The sequence below is a fragment of the Limosilactobacillus gastricus DSM 16045 genome (genome assembly GCF_001434365.1).
GTDB lineage: Bacteria > Bacillota > Bacilli > Lactobacillales > Lactobacillaceae > Limosilactobacillus > Limosilactobacillus gastricus.
The window spans coordinates 1-16893 of sequence record NZ_AZFN01000023.1; the positions used below are offsets into that span (position 1 = coordinate 1).

Genomic DNA, 16893 nt, shown 5'->3' on the forward strand with positions numbered 1-16893 from the left:
TACAGGTCCATCAATACCAGTTGACGGAGACCCATTTTTCATCGGTAGCCTTTTTGATTATTGATCATTAAGCTTAAAGATCGGTATTTTTTCTGTCATTTCATGACCCGTATTTGACCGATTTTGACGACGCTGTTCATATCGTTGCCGATCAGCTTCAATTGCTTGGGGAGTCGTTAAATTACTTTGTTGCCATCGTAATAGAATCCGATCCATGTACTTTAAAGTGTACTTACCATTCACTACGGCTTCTTTTAAGGCTAAATGAATTAAATCAGTCGAATAGTGATCCTGATCAATCCACTGATTGACATATTGGAGCTCCATTGGTGATAAGGTCCGCCCAAATTCAACTTGGATTTGCTTAAAGATTTCTTCGCGGCTCGTTGTCGGCTCTTTCGTGTCCGTATTAGGGTCATTTTGATCGCCTATTTTCGTTAACTGATCAATTAATCCCGAAAAATCGTAAACCGCCATATCTTTGCCTGATGCAGTTGATACTAAGCGTTGGGTTACCAATTTGTGACTGACCATTTCATGAATCAATTGATTTACCTGGTCTTCACTAGTCCCAAGATGATCGGCAATAGCCTTGAGTGAAGGTTGATTAATGCCACGATCTAAATAAGACTTTAATTCTAAATACACCATCAATTGCCCCGTCGTCATGCCAATCTCGTGATAGTGATGTAATAATAAATTGCTAATCGATGTTGTTCCAGCCTTTAAATAGCGGTGCAAAAAATCAGCAACCATCTTCCTCAACCTCCTTAAATTATGCTTACCGTCATTATACTAAAGTAAAAACAGGCTGGCGAAGAAACAAACTGTTCCTTCCCAGCCTCTTTTAATGTTGCAACTAATTTTATGGATATAAGCGATTTAATAACCGTGGGAATGGGATTGTTTCCCGAACATGATCCGTCTTTGTAATCCAAGTCAAGAACCGTTCCAACCCAAGTCCAAACCCAGAGTGTGGCACTGTTCCATACTTTCGTAAGTCTAGATACCATTCGTAGGCAGACTCGTCTAGACCTGCATCTAGAATGGCCTGGCGAAGCACTTCATAATCAGTTTCCCGTTCTGAACCACCGATAATTTCCCCATAACCTTCAGGTGCTAATAAGTCCGCACAAACATAGACATCATCTCGGGTTGGGTGACCCTTCATGTAAAATGGCTTAATTGATTTTGGATAGTTCAAAATGAAAACGGGTTGATCAAATTGATCAGCCAAATAAGTTTCTTCTGGCGAACCAAAATCGACTCCCCACTCAATATCAAAGTCAGCTTTTTTCAGCATTTCCACGGCTTCATCATAACTAATCCGTGGGTAAGGTAATTTAGTGAAAGGCACCAAGCTTTCCGGATCGCGACCAAGAACTTCAAGTTCATGACGGCAATCTTTAAGAACCGAAGAAACCAAGTAAGCCACATATTGTTCCTGAACTTCCAAGCTTTCTTCTTGATGCATGAAGGCCATTTCCGGTTCAATCATCCAGAATTCAATTAAGTGACGACGCGTCTTGGACTTTTCTGCTCGGAAAACTGGTCCAAAGGAATAGACCTTGTTTAAGGCCATTGCACCCGCTTCTTCATATAATTGACCTGATTGTGATAAGTAAGCATCTTGATCAAAGTATTCCGTATGGAAAAGATCAGTGGTTCCTTCTGGGGCATTTCCGGTTAAAATCGGTGGATCAATCTTAGTGAACCCTTGTTGTCCAAAGAATTCATAAGTTGCCCGAATAACCCTATCCCGAACTTTCATCATAGCTTGCGGTTTGCTTGACCGAAGCCATAAATGCCGGTGATCTAGTAAGAAGTCAACTCCATGTTCCTTGTTACCAATTGGGTAATCTTCACTATCGCCAATCAATTCGATATCATCAATTTGAATTTCATAGCCAAATTTGGATCGCGCATCTTCGTGGATTTCTCCGGTTACCCAAAAGCTAGATTCTTGCCGTAAATCATGACGCGCCATTTCGAAAATTTCTTCTGAAACCTTATTTTTTAACAAGATTCCTTGGAAAAAAGCTGTCCCATCCCGAAGTTGTAAAAAGGCAATTTTCCCGCTTGAACGCTTATCGGTTAACCAAACCCCTATGCGCACGCGTTCGTTAACGTGCTTTGGCGCATCAATAATGTTAATTGTTTCCAATATTTTCCTCCTCAATTTAAAGGTTATTCATTTCTTCTACGATCTTACCAGTTTTGAAGTTAACCAGGGCATAATTTAATTTTCCCTTTGTGTTATAATAGGCCACTTCCCAAACTGGTGACTTTCGATAAATTCCTAAAGCAGTATGAAGAACTCGGCGAATCTGGTGCTTTTTTTGAACCACTTGAATTGCTTCTCGACCGGTAATTCCACTAGACTGTTTCAATACCGTCACCTTACTGCTACCTGCAGGAACGATTACTAAAAGCTGTTGATTTTTTTTATTTACGCCCGCCACCGAATAATAAGTTCGCTCTTTATTGTAAATAAAGAAATTACTAACTGTCGTCAAATTAGCCTTGGACTTGGCTAAAGCTGTTACCCGGTTTTGGGCAACCGTTTTATCATGATTGGCACTGGCATAAAAGCCCCAACCGCAAGCTAGTAGCACGACCACCACCAGAAGCCAAATCCAGCGTCGCCGATGTCGACGTGGTTGGCGACTGCGGCGTTGATGACGTCGATTCTGATTCCGCTGTCGTTGACTTTGCATGGTAATTCCTTTCTAAATTAACATCTTTTGCATTATACCAAATTTTTACCCCAGCACCGCGGTTATCGATGATTTTTTAGAAACTTTTTCACGAGATTTGCTAATTGATTGCTGGCTACTTGTTCAACTGGTAAGTTATCCGGCAACATATTTAAAACACTCTTCCCATAACGTCGGCTGATTAAACGTGGATCAAGGACTATCGTAACTCCATAGTCATCTTCCGTACGTAAGATCCGCCCAATTCCTTGTCGCATTCGCATAATCATCTTTGGTAAATCAGCTTGATAAAAAGGACTTTGTCCCTGGGCCTTTAGATGTTCGTGTTGGGCTTTAACCATAACTTGATCTGGTGAGTCAAATGGTAAACGAGTAATGATTAATAATTGCAATTGATCTTCCGGGAGATCAATCCCCTCCCAAAAACTTGCTGCCCCTAACAAAACTGAATCCGTTCCAGTCGCAAATTGTTTTAAAATTTTATCCCGATTACCAGTAATTCCCTGAGCCAGAATATCGCGTTGATCAAATAAACCTGTATTACGCAGTCGACTATAGACCTGTTCAATCGTCACCAGGGAATTAAATAAAATCATTGTTTGACACGGATTAGCAATTGTAATCTCAGCAATAGTTTGCGCTAAATAATCGACGTATTGGCTTGTTTGTTCTGGTTCTAGAGCATCTTTAGCAATATACAAATGAGTTTGTTGTTGAAAATCAAATGGCGAGCCGAAGCGTTTGATGCGGACTTGGTCGGCAACTAGATCCAAATGCTGATAAAGATAACTTGATTTGTGCGAGGTGAACAAGGTTGCGCCTGTAAAAATCATCGCAGAAAAGTAAGGGTAAACGTGGTGTGACAAGAAATGGTTCTGTTCTAGTAATCCCCCACTTAATTTCAGGGTACTCGTTTCGTTTCCTTGGTTTACCGATAGCCAAAACACCGCCGCTGCTGGTTGATCTTGAACCGTTTTACTCATCTCATGTAATTGCTGATCAAACTCAATAAGTGATTGATAGTAACTATTAAATTGACTCATTAAGTAACGATCAATCATTAGCCAACTATCCCGTCGACCATTGAAGAGACGTTGTAAGGACGTAAAATGAAGCTGAACACTTGCCAGAGCCTGTTCCAATTCAATCATCTGCGGTAAATCAAAGTTAATGACTTTTTGAAAAGCCTGGTTATCAATTGGTTGATCAATATGTGCCGTGGATAATTGGCTTGAAGGCAAGAGGTCCATTAAAGTTTCTTCCAAATTAGTCACTGCCTGGCTTACTTGATCAAGATCATCATATAGTAATTCGACATTATAAGCCCCTAATGGCAAATTTTTAAAAACATCGGTGAGATTATGCTCGTCGCGATGACTAACCAGATTATGGAGTTGATTAATATCTGTTGCCACCCGTTGAAAGCTAATCGTCGTTCGTGATTGCTGCATGACGCTCTGGCTCAAATGTTGAGCTTCATCAACAACTAGATAGGCCTGTTGATCGTCATTAGTTAATTCGTCGGCATGTGCAACTAAATAGGCATGATTGGTAATAATGATATTGGCAAATTGCAATGCTCGTTGGCGACGCACTAAAAAATCATCCCGATAATATGGCTCATCTGGTGTTAAGGTTCGTAATCTACCATGTCGAATTTGCGCAAAAAATGGTGAATTCATCGCATTAAGATTTAATTCGTCCAGATCACCCGTGGTCGTCGTTAAGAGCCACACTAAAATACGAGCCTTCAATAGTTGAACATTGGGAGCATCATCAGTCATGCTTAATGACCGAGCGAAGCGCCCTAGGTGGATATAATGCTGGTTACCCTTTACAATTACGGCAGTCATTTTAAAAGGTAATAGAGCATTTAATTGAGGAATCGTGACGGCTTGAATTTGTTGTTGTAAAACATTGGTCGCCGTAGAAACAATAATTTGATCATGTGGATATGCTAAATAACTCAGCGGAACTAAATAACCCAAGGTTTTTCCAGTCCCTGTCCCAGCTTCAACCACTAATTGACGAGGCGTATCAGAATGCGAAAACTGATTGTAGATACTGTTCATTAGCTTGGCTTGGATAGGTCGATATTGAAATCTATCACCAAAAAAAGCCAATTTCTGTCGTTTGGTATGCGGGTACGGACGTCGTTTCAGGGCATTTTCAACCTGAACTGGCCGCACCTTATGTAAGACTAATTCCCCACTCATGTATAAATCATCAGGTAAGCGATAATTTTGCTTTTGTCGTTGGACTAGTGCTCGATCAAACATTAAGGCCGTATCCAAGGGCAATTTTAAATTCATGTTTTGCAGGTGCTCTAAGGTCGGCGTCGGTAATTGATCTAAACGTTTCATTAAATCAATTAACAAAGTTGCCGTCGCATCAGCATCAGAAATAGCTGAGTGTGGATTATCATGCTCAATTGCCAAATATTTTGTTAAATCCCGCAAACGAAAGCTTTCGGCCGTTGGCATAAGAATCTGGCTAAGCGTGACCGTGTCTATGGCCGGAATTTCTAAAGTCGGATACCCCGCCCGTTCTAGTTCCATGTTAATGAAGGCAAAATCAAAATTAACATTATGCGCGACAAAGGTCGTTCCCGTTAATAAAGCATAGATAGTTGGCGCTATTTCATCGAAGTATGGCGCTTGCTTTAAATCTCGATTATGGATCCCCGTTAATTGCTGAACTGCTAGGGGAATCGCCATCCCGGGATTTACTTTGGATTCAAATTGATTAATAACTTTTTGGTTTTGCACTAGGACACAGCCAATTTGGATCACCCGGGAACCACTGGTTAAACTCGTCCCAGTGGTTTCTAAATCCACCACCGCATAGATGGGGCCTTTTGATGATTGATGTTTATCCACCGTTTTCATCCTTTCTTGTCTACTAACTGTTATTAATGATACTATTATTGGCGTTATTTATCTATGATCATCTAAATCGTGGTAAAATATAGATTTGTAAATAAGGATCATAGTTTAGGAAAGTGAGTTTTTGTGCAATGGTTAACTCAGCAACTGGGACAAGTCATGCCAAGATCATTTTGATTGGCGAACATAGTGTGGTCTACCACCAACCGGCAATTGCCCTCCCCTTGCCAAGTATTCAAACTATTGCCACCTTAAATACTACTCCCAGTGGGCATCTAATTATTAGTGAAAGTTTCACCGGTAAGCTTGATCAACTCCCTGTTCAAATGCTTGGCATTCAACGCTTAATTGAGCAATTAATGGAACGTTTCGCTGATCATCAAAATGGCTGGGTCTTAAAGATTACTAGTCAAATTCCCCAAGAACGCGGGATGGGATCTTCGGCGGCGGTCGCAGTTGCAATTACGCGTGCTTTTTTTAATTTCTACGAGACCCCCTTAGAGCGAACTGAATTATTAGAATTAGCTAAAATTGAAGAGATTGAAACCCACCGTAACCCAAGTGGTCTAGATGCGGCGACGGTAAGTTCTGATCAGCCGCTTTGGTTTATTAAGGGCGAAAGTGGTCAAGCCTTCCCCTTAAATCTCTCTGGCGCCTTAGTGATTGCGGATACCGGGATTAAAGGGGCGACCAAGGCGGCCATTCAAGCCGTAAAAGAAAAACTCGCAACTGATCCAACTGCTCATGAGCGGATCAAACACTTAGGTGAATTAACTAAAGCTGCCAAGCAAGCCGTGATTGACAATAATCTTGAGATGCTCGGACAAATCCTGGATAATGCTCAACTTGACTTACAAGCTCTAAAGGTGTCGTCGTCTGAACTGAATCATTTAATTCAAGTGGCTAACCAAGCCGGTGCTTTAGGAGCTAAATTAACCGGTGGTGGTCGTGGCGGTTGTATGATCGCCTTAGCCCAAAACCTATCTAGCGCCCGGCAAATTGCTAGCCAATTAATGGCTCATGGTGCAAAACAAACCAATATTCAACCATTTAAAGGAGCGACGACAAATGGCTAGTACGGCCCGTGCACATACTAACATTGCCCTGATTAAATACTGGGGGAAACGTGATGCTGATTTAATCCTACCCTATACTGATAGTTTATCTTTAACCTTAGATGAATTTTATACTACGACCACGGTTGATTTTGACTCTCAGTTAAAACACGATCATTTAATGATTGATGGTCAGGTTATCAGTCCTGATAAATCAGCAAAGGTCGCCCACTTTATGGACCTTGTCCGTCAAATGAGTGGTCAAAAAGCTTTTGCCCAAATTAAATCCGTTAATCATGTCCCGATGTCGGCTGGCTTGGCTTCTTCTGCCTCCGCTTTTGCTGCCTTAGCCGCTGCGGCTAGTCGAGCAGCTGGTTTAAATTTAACGCCAACCGAATTAAGTCGCTTAGCCCGTCGTGGCTCCGGATCAGCTACCCGGTCGGTTTTTGGCGGACTAGTCCAATGGCACCGTGGTATAGATGACGAAAGTTCTTATGCAGAACCAATCATGGAAAAAGTAGATTTTGGGTTAGAAATGATTGCGATTATGATCAATCGTCAGCAAAAAAAGGTGTCTAGCCGGGGCGGCATGCAAGCGTCCGTTGATACTTCGCCCTATTTTAAAATCTGGCCGGAAGTAGTTGAACAGGATTTAAAAGCCATTAAAATTGCGATCCAGGAGCGTAATATCTCCAAGATTGGTGAAATTGCCGAAGCTAACGCGATGCGTATGCATGCTCTAACCTTATCTGCTCAGCCACCTTTTACCTATTTTGAAGCTTCAACTATTAAGGCCATTAACTTGATCAATCAATTGCGTCAAACGGGGCTAAACTGTTATTATACTATGGATGCTGGTCCTAACGTTAAAGTGATCTATGATCAAAAGGACCGTCCCCAGATACTCGCCGCATTAGGTCAGGTTTTTGGTCAAGATAACCTAGTTGTCGCCCAACCTGGTCCGGGTATTGAGTATTTGGAAACGATAGAATGTGAGGATTAAATCTTGATTATTGCAAAAGCGCCCGGCAAGTTATATATTGCTGGTGAATATGCGGTGGTTGAAAATCAATATCCCGCGGTATTAGTAGCTCTCAATCAATTTGTTACCTGTACCATCCGCCCAACTAGTCATCTGGAAGGCTCAATTACAAGTCACCAATATGAAAACATGGGATTATCTTGGCGCCGTAATGGTGATCAAATGATCATTGACCGCCGTGACAATCCCTTTGTCTATATTTTGTCGGCCATCAGTGTTACGGAGAAATATGCCAAAGCCCTCCATAAACCTTTAGGCGTTTATGATCTAACAATTGATAGTCAATTAGATAGCGACTCAGGCAAAAAATATGGTTTAGGTTCCTCAGCTGCTGTCACAGTCGCAACTGTTAAAGCTCTTTTAAACTACTATGAGATTCCTGCTAGTAAAGAGATGATCTTCAAGTTAGCTTCAATCGCCCATTTTACGATTCAAGGGAATGGCTCCCTTGGTGATGTGGCCGCTTCGGTCTACGGTGGTTGGATTGCCTACCGGTCTTTTGATCGGGCATGGCTTGCAAACCAACGGCAGCGTTGCACTTTAGTGGATTTAATTAGTCAAACATGGCCTGGCCTCGAGATTGAATCACTGATCGTTCCGAATGAACTTCAATTAATGATTGGTTGGACTGGTAAGCCCGCTTCAACCTCTCACTTAGTGGATAAAATCGACGCCTTTCGCCAAATCCACCCTGAGCAATATCAAGAGTTTTTGGAAAATAGTCGCCAATGTGTGGAACGCATGGTCGAAGGTTTCCATCAACAAGATATTGCCACGATTCAAAATGAATTACGAAATAATCGCCTGCTCTTGCAAAGTCTCGCAATTCAATCTGAAGTCCAGATTGAAACCCCACTCTTACAACAGCTCTGTCAAATTGCGGAACAGTTCAAGGGCGCTGCTAAAACCTCTGGGGCTGGCGGTGGTGATTGTGGGATCGCGATTCTTAGTCACAAAAAAGATCGATCCAGACTAACCGCTGCTTGGCAGGCAGCAGGTATCGAACCCCTAAATTTAGCGATTCACTATGTTGATGAAGTTATTAGTGAATCTGTATAAATCAATCGGTCCTCGGGGCCGGTTTTTAATTTATGGCTATCATTGCTATAATTAAACTAATTACTTACCTGGAGATAAACATGGTTAATCAACATGCACAGCGAAAAAATGAACACCTTTCTTTAGCAGAGAAAGATTATGCCTTCAATCATCAAAATGATCCATTTGCCGGGATCCAATTAATTCCGCGCGCCCTGCCTGAAACGGATTTAAACATGATTCAGACTCATGCTAAACTAACTGATAAGTTAGAGATTACTTGGCCGTTTTATTTAGAGGCCATGACCGGTGGGAGCGAACGAGCCGGTAAGATTAATCATCAACTGGCCACCGTAGCCAAAAAATATGATCTTGCCATGGCAACTGGCTCGATGAGCATTATTTTTAGAGATGATCAAGCTAAAGCATCTTTTACGATCGTCCGTGAAACGAATCCGAATGGGATTATTATTGCTAATCTAGGAGCTTCGGCTACTCCCCAACAGGCCCTAGCAGCCATCGATTTAATTCAAGCAGATGCCTTAGAAATCCACTTGAATGTTGCTCAAGAGTTAATTATGCCAGAAGGCGACCGAGAATTTCTTTGGTTAGAGAACCTTCAAGCTATTCAAGCAGCGATAAAGGTTCCCCTAATCGTGAAAGAAGTGGGGAGTGGGATGAGTGTCAATGATCTTAATCAATTAGCGAACGCTGGGATCCAAGTAGTTAACATTAGTGGCCGAGGTGGTACGAGTTTCCCGCGGATTGAAAATCGACGTAATCATCACCGAAACTATCATGATAATCTATTAGCCTGGGGATTAACTACTCCCCAGGCACTCATTGAAAGTCAATTCCGTCACAATGCAAAACAGCAAATTATTGCGTCTGGCGGCATCACTAGTCCGCTAGACGTTATTAAAGCTGGTGCGATGGGAGCTCAAGCAGTCGGCGTTGCCGGTTACTTTTTACACCAACTCATCCAAGGCGGTCCTGAAACATTAATTCAAGAAATTGCTGAGTGGCAAGCTGAAATCCCTGAAATTATGACCATGCTAGGTGTTAGTAGCTTTGATCAACTAAAGCAAGTTGGCCTGATTTTAGATCCAGAATTATATAATTATCAACAACAACGACAAACTCAAATTAAAGCTTAAAGACGAGAAAGAACCCAATCGGCTCTTCCTCGTCTTTATTAAATATCTTCATTTTAATAATTCAGCAGCTAAAGCAAAATTGCCCCGCGTAGCTGATTCATTGCGTGGAACTGACGGATGAATAATGTAGTCTTCGATCTCGCCAACTTCCATATAGTGGTTAAACATCCGTTCAAATTGTTCCCGAACTTTTTTTATTAGTTGTGGTCGCGCCACACTACCTCCAAAAATAATCTTTTCCGGACGTAAAATCGTGGTTGCTTGAATCGAAGCTTGAGCAACATAGTAAGCTAAGATATCCCAAACATGATCTGTATCGTCAACATCTTCACCGCGAATACCAAGTCGAGCCTGGAAAGTTGGTCCCCCGACCAAACCTTCCAAACAATCCCCATGATATGGGCAAATTCCCGTAAAGGTACGATCATCTGGATGGCGTTTAACAAAGACGTGACCCATTTCAGGAGCCCCAACACCACCAATAAAATTACCATTTTGGATGGCACCAGCACCTACCCCTGTCCCGAGCGTAAAGTAAACTAAGGAACCATGATGAAGCTGATCTTTTAAATTAAGGTATTCACCATAAACTGAGGCGTTCACCCCTGTGGTCCAGTAGATTGGCAGATTAAAATGTTTTTTTAATTCACCAACAAAATTAACGTTTTTCCACCCTACTTTGGGCGTTGTAGTGATATAACCAAACGTGGGGCTTTGGGGATCAATATCAATCGGACCAAATGAAGCCACGCCAAGCGCTGCTAGTTCTTCTTGATAGGGGCTAAAAAAGGCGACAATGTGCTTAAAAGTCGCTGCTGGATCAGTGGTTAAATAGAGTGCCTTCTTAATGATTTGTTGATGCTCATCAGCCACGGCACAAGTTAAACGCCGCCCCCCAGAATCAATACTTCCTAATAACATTATTTCACCCTCGAACTTTTTTAATTAATACCCTTATTTTAGGCTTAAACTAAAATCATCACAAGCCAAACCTTAATCCCTTGGGAAAGAAATTTTTCAGATTTGACCCAGTTACTTTTCCCCAGCCACAATGATGGCCCTGACAAGTCACTACATACCAACCATTAGTGGGTGGATCAGTTAAAGTAATCACATCACCATGAACATAAGAGTGCCAATCATCAAATGAGATTTCAACTTGGCGTGCCTGCTGACAAGCTAGGGCTAAGGCATGACTCGGTTCAAAACGTTTTTTCTTAAAGATCCCTAATTCAACGTCGCCTTGAACGATTTTAACCTTTACATCTCTCGGGAATAAATCTGGCATCGCAATCAAGTGGTCTCCAACGGTCACTAGACGTTCTGGCTGGTATGCTGGCAGTACCGTCTGACGAAATTCTTCCCAATACTGTTGCTGTTCTTTGGTTAAACTAGGTCGCTGTCCTTTACGTTGTTTCACTCGTTTACTGACTTGCGGCTCTCCAGCAAGCTGTAATTTAGCAATAAAGTGCCCCTCACCCTGATAATGATGGGGGAATAAACGTAAGGTCTTTGTTAATTCAGGGTTACCATTGGCCCAAGCCGGATGACCGGCATCCATTCCGGCTTGTTTAGGAATTTCAACCAGCGATAATTCTGGATAAGTATCCAATAACCATGCAATCACTTGTTCATCTTCTTCCGGTGCAAAGGTACAAGTTGAATAAACTAAGGTCCCCCCTGGTTTTAACATTTGCAAAGCCGATTTCAAAATTTTTCGTTGACGATTTGCGCATTCAAGAGGATAATCCGGATGCCAATATTGGATTCCTTCCGGCTCTTTACGAAACATGCCCTCTCCCGAACACGGGGCATCGACTAAAATCCGATCAAAAAATTGTGGAAATTGTGGTGCTAAATGATCAGGGCTTTCACTCGTAACTACAGCCTGGTTGGCTCCCCAACGTTCCAAATTTTCTGCTAAAATTTTGGCTCGTTTTGGAAAAATTTCGTTTGCCACCAGTAGGCCTTGATCTTGCATTTTACCAATTAGATGAGTACTTTTGCCACCTGGTGCTGCACATAAATCTAAGACTTTCTCACCGGCTTGCGGAGCTACCACTTCCCCTACCAGCATGGCCGAAGGTTCTTGACTATAAACCCAGCCCGTTACATGATCTAAAGAATGACCATCTACCTGACCATAATACCCAGTTGGTACAGCAGCAATTTTCCCCTTTGCTTGAGCAATTGTGGCCGTGGGCAGAGTCGGTTTCAATGGGTTCGAGCGAAAGCCGGCTTGACTAGGTGCTTGCAAAGCTGCTAAAAAATCAGCGGCTTCATCCCCTAATAGACGTTGATATTTTTCTATAAAAGCGGTTGGTAATTCCACAATATTTGCTCCTTCAAGTTGATAAGTCAATTTTACGAAAGCCATAGCTTAGATGCAAGAAAACAAAAAGGATCGCTAAATGGCGATCCTAAATATCATTATTCACTGGTCGATGTCGATTGGCTACCCGCCGCGTTTTGCGTATTAGTCGTTTGATGACTTGCTAGCCAATCTTGAAAATCATAAGTCAAATTGTGCCAAGTTTGTTGTACTGTATTAACTAATCGACTGCCTTGACTTTCGTTAGCGGTGGTTGTCGCTGCTACCTGATTGGTAGCTGGTGACTGGGTATTTTTGTAATACCAGACACCTCCGACAACTAACCCAATAATTACAATTGTCCTTAGTCGTAATCGTCAGACCTCCTTTGCTTAGCATGCCATCATTATAAAAGTGAGATATGACTAATTCGAGAACAGGACTTTATTTATCTTTTAAAATTTGGAGATTGAACGTTGCTTTAGTTTAACGGGTGATTGGCGATGCAATACGATTGGCACAGGTTCCGTAATGACATCGCTAAACTCTAACCCATAGAAATTTACTGGTGACAAAGTATGATTTTGTAACCAGATCCGAATGTTAATCAGGCCCCGCTTCCAACCAGTGATTTGGTTATCATTGCTCAATAATTCTTTAATAAACACAAATTTAAAGTCCCCAACTTGGCGCCCTTTGATAGTCGTATAAGCTTGCGGTTGCGGATCAATTTGTCCCTGATCCATCAGGTCTTGCACAATTTGACGGAGATAGAGGTTGACTTTGGTAGGCATTTTAAAGCCTAAATATAATTGGACATTGACCATGTTACGGGTTCCCATTAGATCAACGGTATATTCGCTAGTATAGGGTTCATCAGTGGTGTTAACGGTAATAAACCAGTAGACCTTCGCCCGTTTTAAATCCTTATCCAAAATCGAATATAAAATTTCACGTTTGACATGATGATTCCGATTAACCCGGGTCATCATCACGAGATTAGAAACCGTCAGTGGCAAAGAATCATCATTACTTAACTGGGAAAGCATCGTCTTGTAATTATCTAAATTAAGATATTCATTTTCGGAAGCAAAACTGTCCCGTAATTTGTTTCCAAAGTACCAGCCAACCATAATTAGAAGAATCAATAAAGTAATCAAAATTGTTACATAACCGCCATGAACAAATTTAGTCATACTAGAAATGAAGAAGATTCCTTCGATGGTGACGTAGACAATAGCGAATAACCAGGCTAGACCAGCTTTAGTCTTTAATTGGAGATAATGGAATAACAATAAAGTGGTCATCAACATAGTCATCGTGATGGCTAGTCCGTAGGCTGCTTCCATATGCGCGGAAGTACGGAAATATAAAAGCACACACGAAGTTACTAGACAAAGAATCCAATTAACCGCACTAATGTAAATTTGCCCACGGGCAAGCGACGGGTGTTCCACCTTTAAGCGCGGTAAGAATTTCAAACCAATCGCCTCTTCAATTAAGGTAAATGATCCAGTAATCAGGGCTTGGGAGGCAATAATGGCCGCTAAAGCAGCAATTACGACCCCAAAAAGATAGACCCATGATGGTAACATTTGATAAAAGGGATTATACCCTGAACCAGTTGGACTAAAGCTCCCGACCCGATGCAATAGGTAAGCTCCTTGCCCGAAATAATTTAGCACTAAGGAAAGACATACAAAGGGCCAAGTCAAATAAATACTGGGACGGCCCACATGCCCAATATCAGAATATAAGGCCTCGGCCCCCGTGGTGGCTAGGAAAACACTCCCCAATATAAAGATTCCCGCTTTATTCGCCGGCGAGAATAATAATTCAATTCCATAATGTGGCGATAAAGCTAATAAAACCCCAGGTTCATCGACTAAATTGGCAATTCCAAAAACGGCTAAAAAACCAAACCAAATGAGCATAATCGGTCCAAAGGCTTTCCCCAAGATACTTGTTCCAAATCGCTGAATGATAAAGAGAATCAAGAGAATTAATAAAGTTACGATGACCACTTCCGATTGGTTATGCACCCAGACTTGATCACCAATTTTAATTCCTTTCAGCCCTTCAATCGCCGAGGTAACCGTTACCGCAGGGGTTAGGGTCCCATCAGCTAAGATCGCTGCCCCTCCAATTAAAGCTGGGATAATCAACCAGCTGGCCTTCATCTTATGTCGCAAAAGCGCATACAGGGCAAAAATTCCTCCTTCCCCATGGTTATCGGCCCGCAAGGCAATCAGGACATATTTAATCGTCGTCATCAACATCAAAGTCCAGAATACCAAGGATAAAGATCCAAAAATATAATCACGGGTTAAATTTTGAGCGCCTCCGGCATCATTAATTAGGGCATTCATCACATATAGTGGGGAGGTTCCAATGTCACCATAGACGATTCCTAGCGCTACCAAGCCCCCTGCTAGTAAGCTCGTTTTTTTGGTTTTCATATTCTCAATCTCCTTTAGTGTTAACAATTTAATTTTAACACTATTTAACGAAAAGGAGCCGGAAGGTTATGTGCTCCCTTCCAGCTCCTAAAATCCTATTATAATGCTAACTTATCCATTATTTGTTGATAGACCTTATCAGCCCCAATACCCGTTAATAATGGTAAGCCCGAAATAACTCGATCTTTAATCTCATCGGGGACTACCGTGGTACTAACAAAGACATCATAATCATCAACTTTATTGACATATTCTGCAATATTGCCCTTGTATATTTTAACCTGGTCTAAGACACCAGCTTGGGCTAGATAATCTTTAATCTTTCCTTCTGCTACCGTTGAAGTTGCAATTCCACTTCCGCAAGTCACCATTAATGTCTTCATCAAACTACCTCCATCTTATGCATCTTGCTTTATCCTTTTACGATTATGAAATTTATTAAACCAAATCATCAAGCCTAAGGTAATAAGGCCAATCAGTCCGATACCGCCCCAGGTCATTACCTTACCAAGGCCCACAATGACCCAGGTTGTCCAGACCCCACCATCACTTAAGACCGAAATTGAAGAACTACCATGTAAGCTAAATTTAGCGGCCTTTGCTGAAGCGGTCACCAATGGGGCTACCCATGAGGCAATATATAAGCTAATGACAATATCAACAATTCCACCAATTAATGACCGGAAAATATCACCCCTAAAAACAGCACACATGATGGCAATCATATATGGAATGGTAGCCAAATCCCCAAATGGTAGCATGCTGTTACCTGGTAGGATAATCGCAATTAAGAGGGTAACCGGAACTAAAATTAAGGCCGAAGATAAAACCGTTTCGTTCCCCACAGCTAAGGCACTATCCATTCCAATGTATAGATCACGGCCGGGGAAGTGCTTCTTCACTAGATCATTAGCTCCTTCGGAAATTGGGGTTAATCCCTCCATTAAAAGTGATACCATCCGTGGCATCAGAATCAAGACTGCTGCCGTGGTCACACCTAATTGTAAAGTTTTAGCTAGTGAATATTTAGCTAAAGCCCCAATTACAATCCCAATGATTAATCCCATCACTCCAGAATCACCGAAAACGCCCATGCGCTTTTGAATGGTTTGGGGAGTTAATTTAATCTTATTAATTCCCGGAATCCGATCCATGATCCAATTCAATGGCAAGGCCAAAATAAAACCTGGGGCTGAAGCGCCTTGAGGAAAAGAAATCCCCTCTAAGCCATATTGTTTTTGAATGTAAGGAGCAGATAAATCAGCTAAGAGATAAATAATCATAACATGAACCACCATCGTGAAGATTCCTAAGATGAAATCCCCGGTAGCAGCATAGACAATGGAGCCAGTAAAGGCAATGTGCCAGTAGTTCCAAACGTCTACATCCAAAGTTTTGGTTAAACCAAATAATAATAAAACCAAATTAGCAATAACCCCAACTGGAATGGCTAATCTACCAAGAACAGTCCCATAAGCAACCGCGGAAGCAGCTGGCCAACCAATGTCCAAGGTACCAAGGTGTAAGCCAAAATTACGAACCATTGTATGGGCAGCGGGGCCTAAATTTTCGGTTAATAGGGTAATCACCAGATTTAACCCAATAAAGCCAATCCCAACGGTTAAGCCCGCTTTAAAAGCTTTCCCGGGTTTAATCCGTAAGATTAACGCAAAGATAAATAACAGAATTGGGAGCATCACACTCGCCCCTAAATTAACGAACCACTGTAATCCTGCAGCAATCATCTCCATTAGTATTCACGACCTTTCTTTAGATAATCTGTGCGGCTTGCATTAGGGTAATTAATTCTTCGCTTGATCGGATCGTCATCAAGTGATGCATGGCAGATGCATCTTGAAATAGCGCCATTAATTTTTGCAGCATCTTTAACTGATCTTGTCCCTGCTTAAGGGCTAACATAAAAATCATCTGCACCGCTATTTCTTGATTATCGCCCATCTGATGAAAGATCACCGGTTTTTTTAAACGCATAAACGCGATTTGCGGTTCGATAACCTTATCGGCATCCGTATGCGGAATCGCTACCCCCATCGTCTGAGTTAATAAACCGGTGGGAAATTGGTGTTCTCTTTGGATGATCGCGGTCGAAAAATCTTTCGTCACTAGACCCGCTGTTTCTAATTTCTGAGCTAAAGTGGTTAGTGCCCTCTCTTGATTTGCCATCTCCTGATCAAACAAAATGATTTGTTTATCAAACAACATTAATTC

General features: G+C 41.8%; 14 protein-coding genes. 4 read left to right on the forward strand and 10 right to left on the reverse strand.

From position 1 onward, the window contains the following. Positions 1–57: 57 nt before the first annotated feature. The 4 genes from FC60_RS07660 to FC60_RS07675 form a co-directional block, all read right to left on the reverse strand. On the reverse strand, positions 58–756 hold the full coding sequence (locus FC60_RS07660) for a DnaD domain-containing protein (protein ID WP_056937825.1): 699 nt from the start codon (positions 754–756) through the stop codon (positions 58–60). 109 nt (positions 757–865) lie between these two features. Continuing rightward, positions 866–2164: an asparagine--tRNA ligase gene (asnS, locus tag FC60_RS07665; RefSeq protein ID WP_056937826.1), complete on the reverse strand. Its 1299-nt coding sequence runs from the start codon at positions 2162–2164 to the stop codon at positions 866–868. A 16-nt stretch (positions 2165–2180) separates the two neighbouring features. Continuing rightward, complete coding sequence (locus FC60_RS07670; RefSeq protein WP_056937827.1) at positions 2181–2717, reverse strand: cell wall elongation regulator TseB-like domain-containing protein; 537 nt, start codon at positions 2715–2717, stop codon at positions 2181–2183. A gap of 62 nt (positions 2718–2779) precedes the next feature. Continuing rightward, on the reverse strand, positions 2780–5605 hold the full coding sequence (locus tag FC60_RS07675) for a helicase C-terminal domain-containing protein (protein ID WP_056937828.1): 2826 nt from the start codon (positions 5603–5605) through the stop codon (positions 2780–2782). Between the two features lie 128 nt (positions 5606–5733). Here FC60_RS07675 and mvk point away from each other — a divergent pair, with 128 nt between their 5' ends. The 4 genes from mvk to fni all read left to right on the forward strand — a co-directional run bounded on the left by mvk (position 5734) and on the right by fni (position 9894). Next, positions 5734–6678, forward strand: coding sequence for a mevalonate kinase (gene mvk / locus FC60_RS07680; protein WP_056937829.1), 945 nt, complete (start codon positions 5734–5736; stop codon positions 6676–6678). After that, positions 6671–7660, forward strand: coding sequence for a diphosphomevalonate decarboxylase (gene mvaD / locus FC60_RS07685; RefSeq protein ID WP_056937830.1), 990 nt, complete (start codon positions 6671–6673; stop codon positions 7658–7660). Before mvk ends, mvaD begins: the two co-directional genes overlap by 8 nt. A 3-nt stretch (positions 7661–7663) precedes the next feature. After that, on the forward strand, positions 7664–8758 hold the full coding sequence (locus FC60_RS07690) for a phosphomevalonate kinase (RefSeq protein ID WP_056937831.1): 1095 nt from the start codon (positions 7664–7666) through the stop codon (positions 8756–8758). An 80-nt stretch (positions 8759–8838) separates the two neighbouring features. Then, a complete protein-coding gene (fni, locus tag FC60_RS07695) occupies positions 8839–9894 on the forward strand; it encodes a type 2 isopentenyl-diphosphate Delta-isomerase (protein WP_056937832.1) in 1056 nt (351 codons plus the stop codon). A gap of 48 nt (positions 9895–9942) precedes the next feature. Here fni and FC60_RS07700 read toward each other — a convergent pair whose 3' ends face one another. The 6 genes from FC60_RS07700 to FC60_RS07725 all read right to left on the reverse strand — a co-directional run bounded on the left by FC60_RS07700 (position 9943) and on the right by FC60_RS07725 (position 16887). Next, entirely contained in the window at positions 9943–10815 is an 873-nt protein-coding gene (locus FC60_RS07700) for an ROK family protein (protein WP_056937833.1), read from the reverse strand. A gap of 58 nt (positions 10816–10873) precedes the next feature. Next, positions 10874–12226 carry an RsmB/NOP family class I SAM-dependent RNA methyltransferase gene (locus FC60_RS07705; RefSeq protein ID WP_056937834.1) on the reverse strand — a complete coding sequence of 451 codons (1353 nt, stop codon included), beginning with the start codon at positions 12224–12226 and terminating at the stop codon, positions 10874–10876. A gap of 434 nt (positions 12227–12660) precedes the next feature. Next, positions 12661–14664 (reverse strand): KUP/HAK/KT family potassium transporter, encoded by a 2004-nt coding sequence (locus FC60_RS07710; protein ID WP_056937835.1) that lies wholly within the window; start codon positions 14662–14664, stop codon positions 12661–12663. A gap of 98 nt (positions 14665–14762) precedes the next feature. After that, positions 14763–15047 (reverse strand): PTS sugar transporter subunit IIB, encoded by a 285-nt coding sequence (locus FC60_RS07715; protein ID WP_007121674.1) that lies wholly within the window; start codon positions 15045–15047, stop codon positions 14763–14765. Between the two features lie 15 nt (positions 15048–15062). Continuing rightward, the gene (locus FC60_RS07720; protein WP_056937836.1) at positions 15063–16415 is read right to left on the reverse strand and encodes a PTS galactitol transporter subunit IIC; all 1353 of its coding nucleotides are present in this window, start codon (positions 16413–16415) and stop codon (positions 15063–15065) included. A gap of 19 nt (positions 16416–16434) precedes the next feature. After that, complete coding sequence (locus FC60_RS07725; protein ID WP_056937837.1) at positions 16435–16887, reverse strand: PTS sugar transporter subunit IIA; 453 nt, start codon at positions 16885–16887, stop codon at positions 16435–16437. Between the last annotated feature and the right edge of the window lie 6 nt (positions 16888–16893).

Bases quoted from the DNA above. Each gene is read 5' to 3' on its own strand.
- FC60_RS07660 (WP_056937825.1), bottom strand. From the start codon at position 756: ATGGTTGCTGATTTTTTGCACCGCTATTTAAAGGCTGGAACAACATCG.
- FC60_RS07725 (WP_056937837.1), bottom strand. From the start codon at position 16,887: ATGTTGTTTGATAAACAAATCATTTTGTTTGATCAGGAGATGGCAAAT.
- FC60_RS07670 (WP_056937827.1), bottom strand. From the start codon at position 2,717: ATGCAAAGTCAACGACAGCGGAATCAGAATCGACGTCATCAACGCCGC.
- FC60_RS07700 (WP_056937833.1), bottom strand. From the start codon at position 10,815: ATGTTATTAGGAAGTATTGATTCTGGGGGGCGGCGTTTAACTTGTGCC.
- FC60_RS07710 (WP_056937835.1), bottom strand. From the start codon at position 14,664: ATGAAAACCAAAAAAACGAGCTTACTAGCAGGGGGCTTGGTAGCGCTA.
- FC60_RS07715 (WP_007121674.1), bottom strand. From the start codon at position 15,047: ATGAAGACATTAATGGTGACTTGCGGAAGTGGAATTGCAACTTCAACG.
- FC60_RS07720 (WP_056937836.1), bottom strand. From the start codon at position 16,415: ATGGAGATGATTGCTGCAGGATTACAGTGGTTCGTTAATTTAGGGGCG.
- mvk (WP_056937829.1), top strand. From the start codon at position 5,734: ATGGTTAACTCAGCAACTGGGACAAGTCATGCCAAGATCATTTTGATT.
- fni (WP_056937832.1), top strand. From the start codon at position 8,839: ATGGTTAATCAACATGCACAGCGAAAAAATGAACACCTTTCTTTAGCA.
- FC60_RS07675 (WP_056937828.1), bottom strand. From the start codon at position 5,605: ATGAAAACGGTGGATAAACATCAATCATCAAAAGGCCCCATCTATGCG.
- mvaD (WP_056937830.1), top strand. From the start codon at position 6,671: ATGGCTAGTACGGCCCGTGCACATACTAACATTGCCCTGATTAAATAC.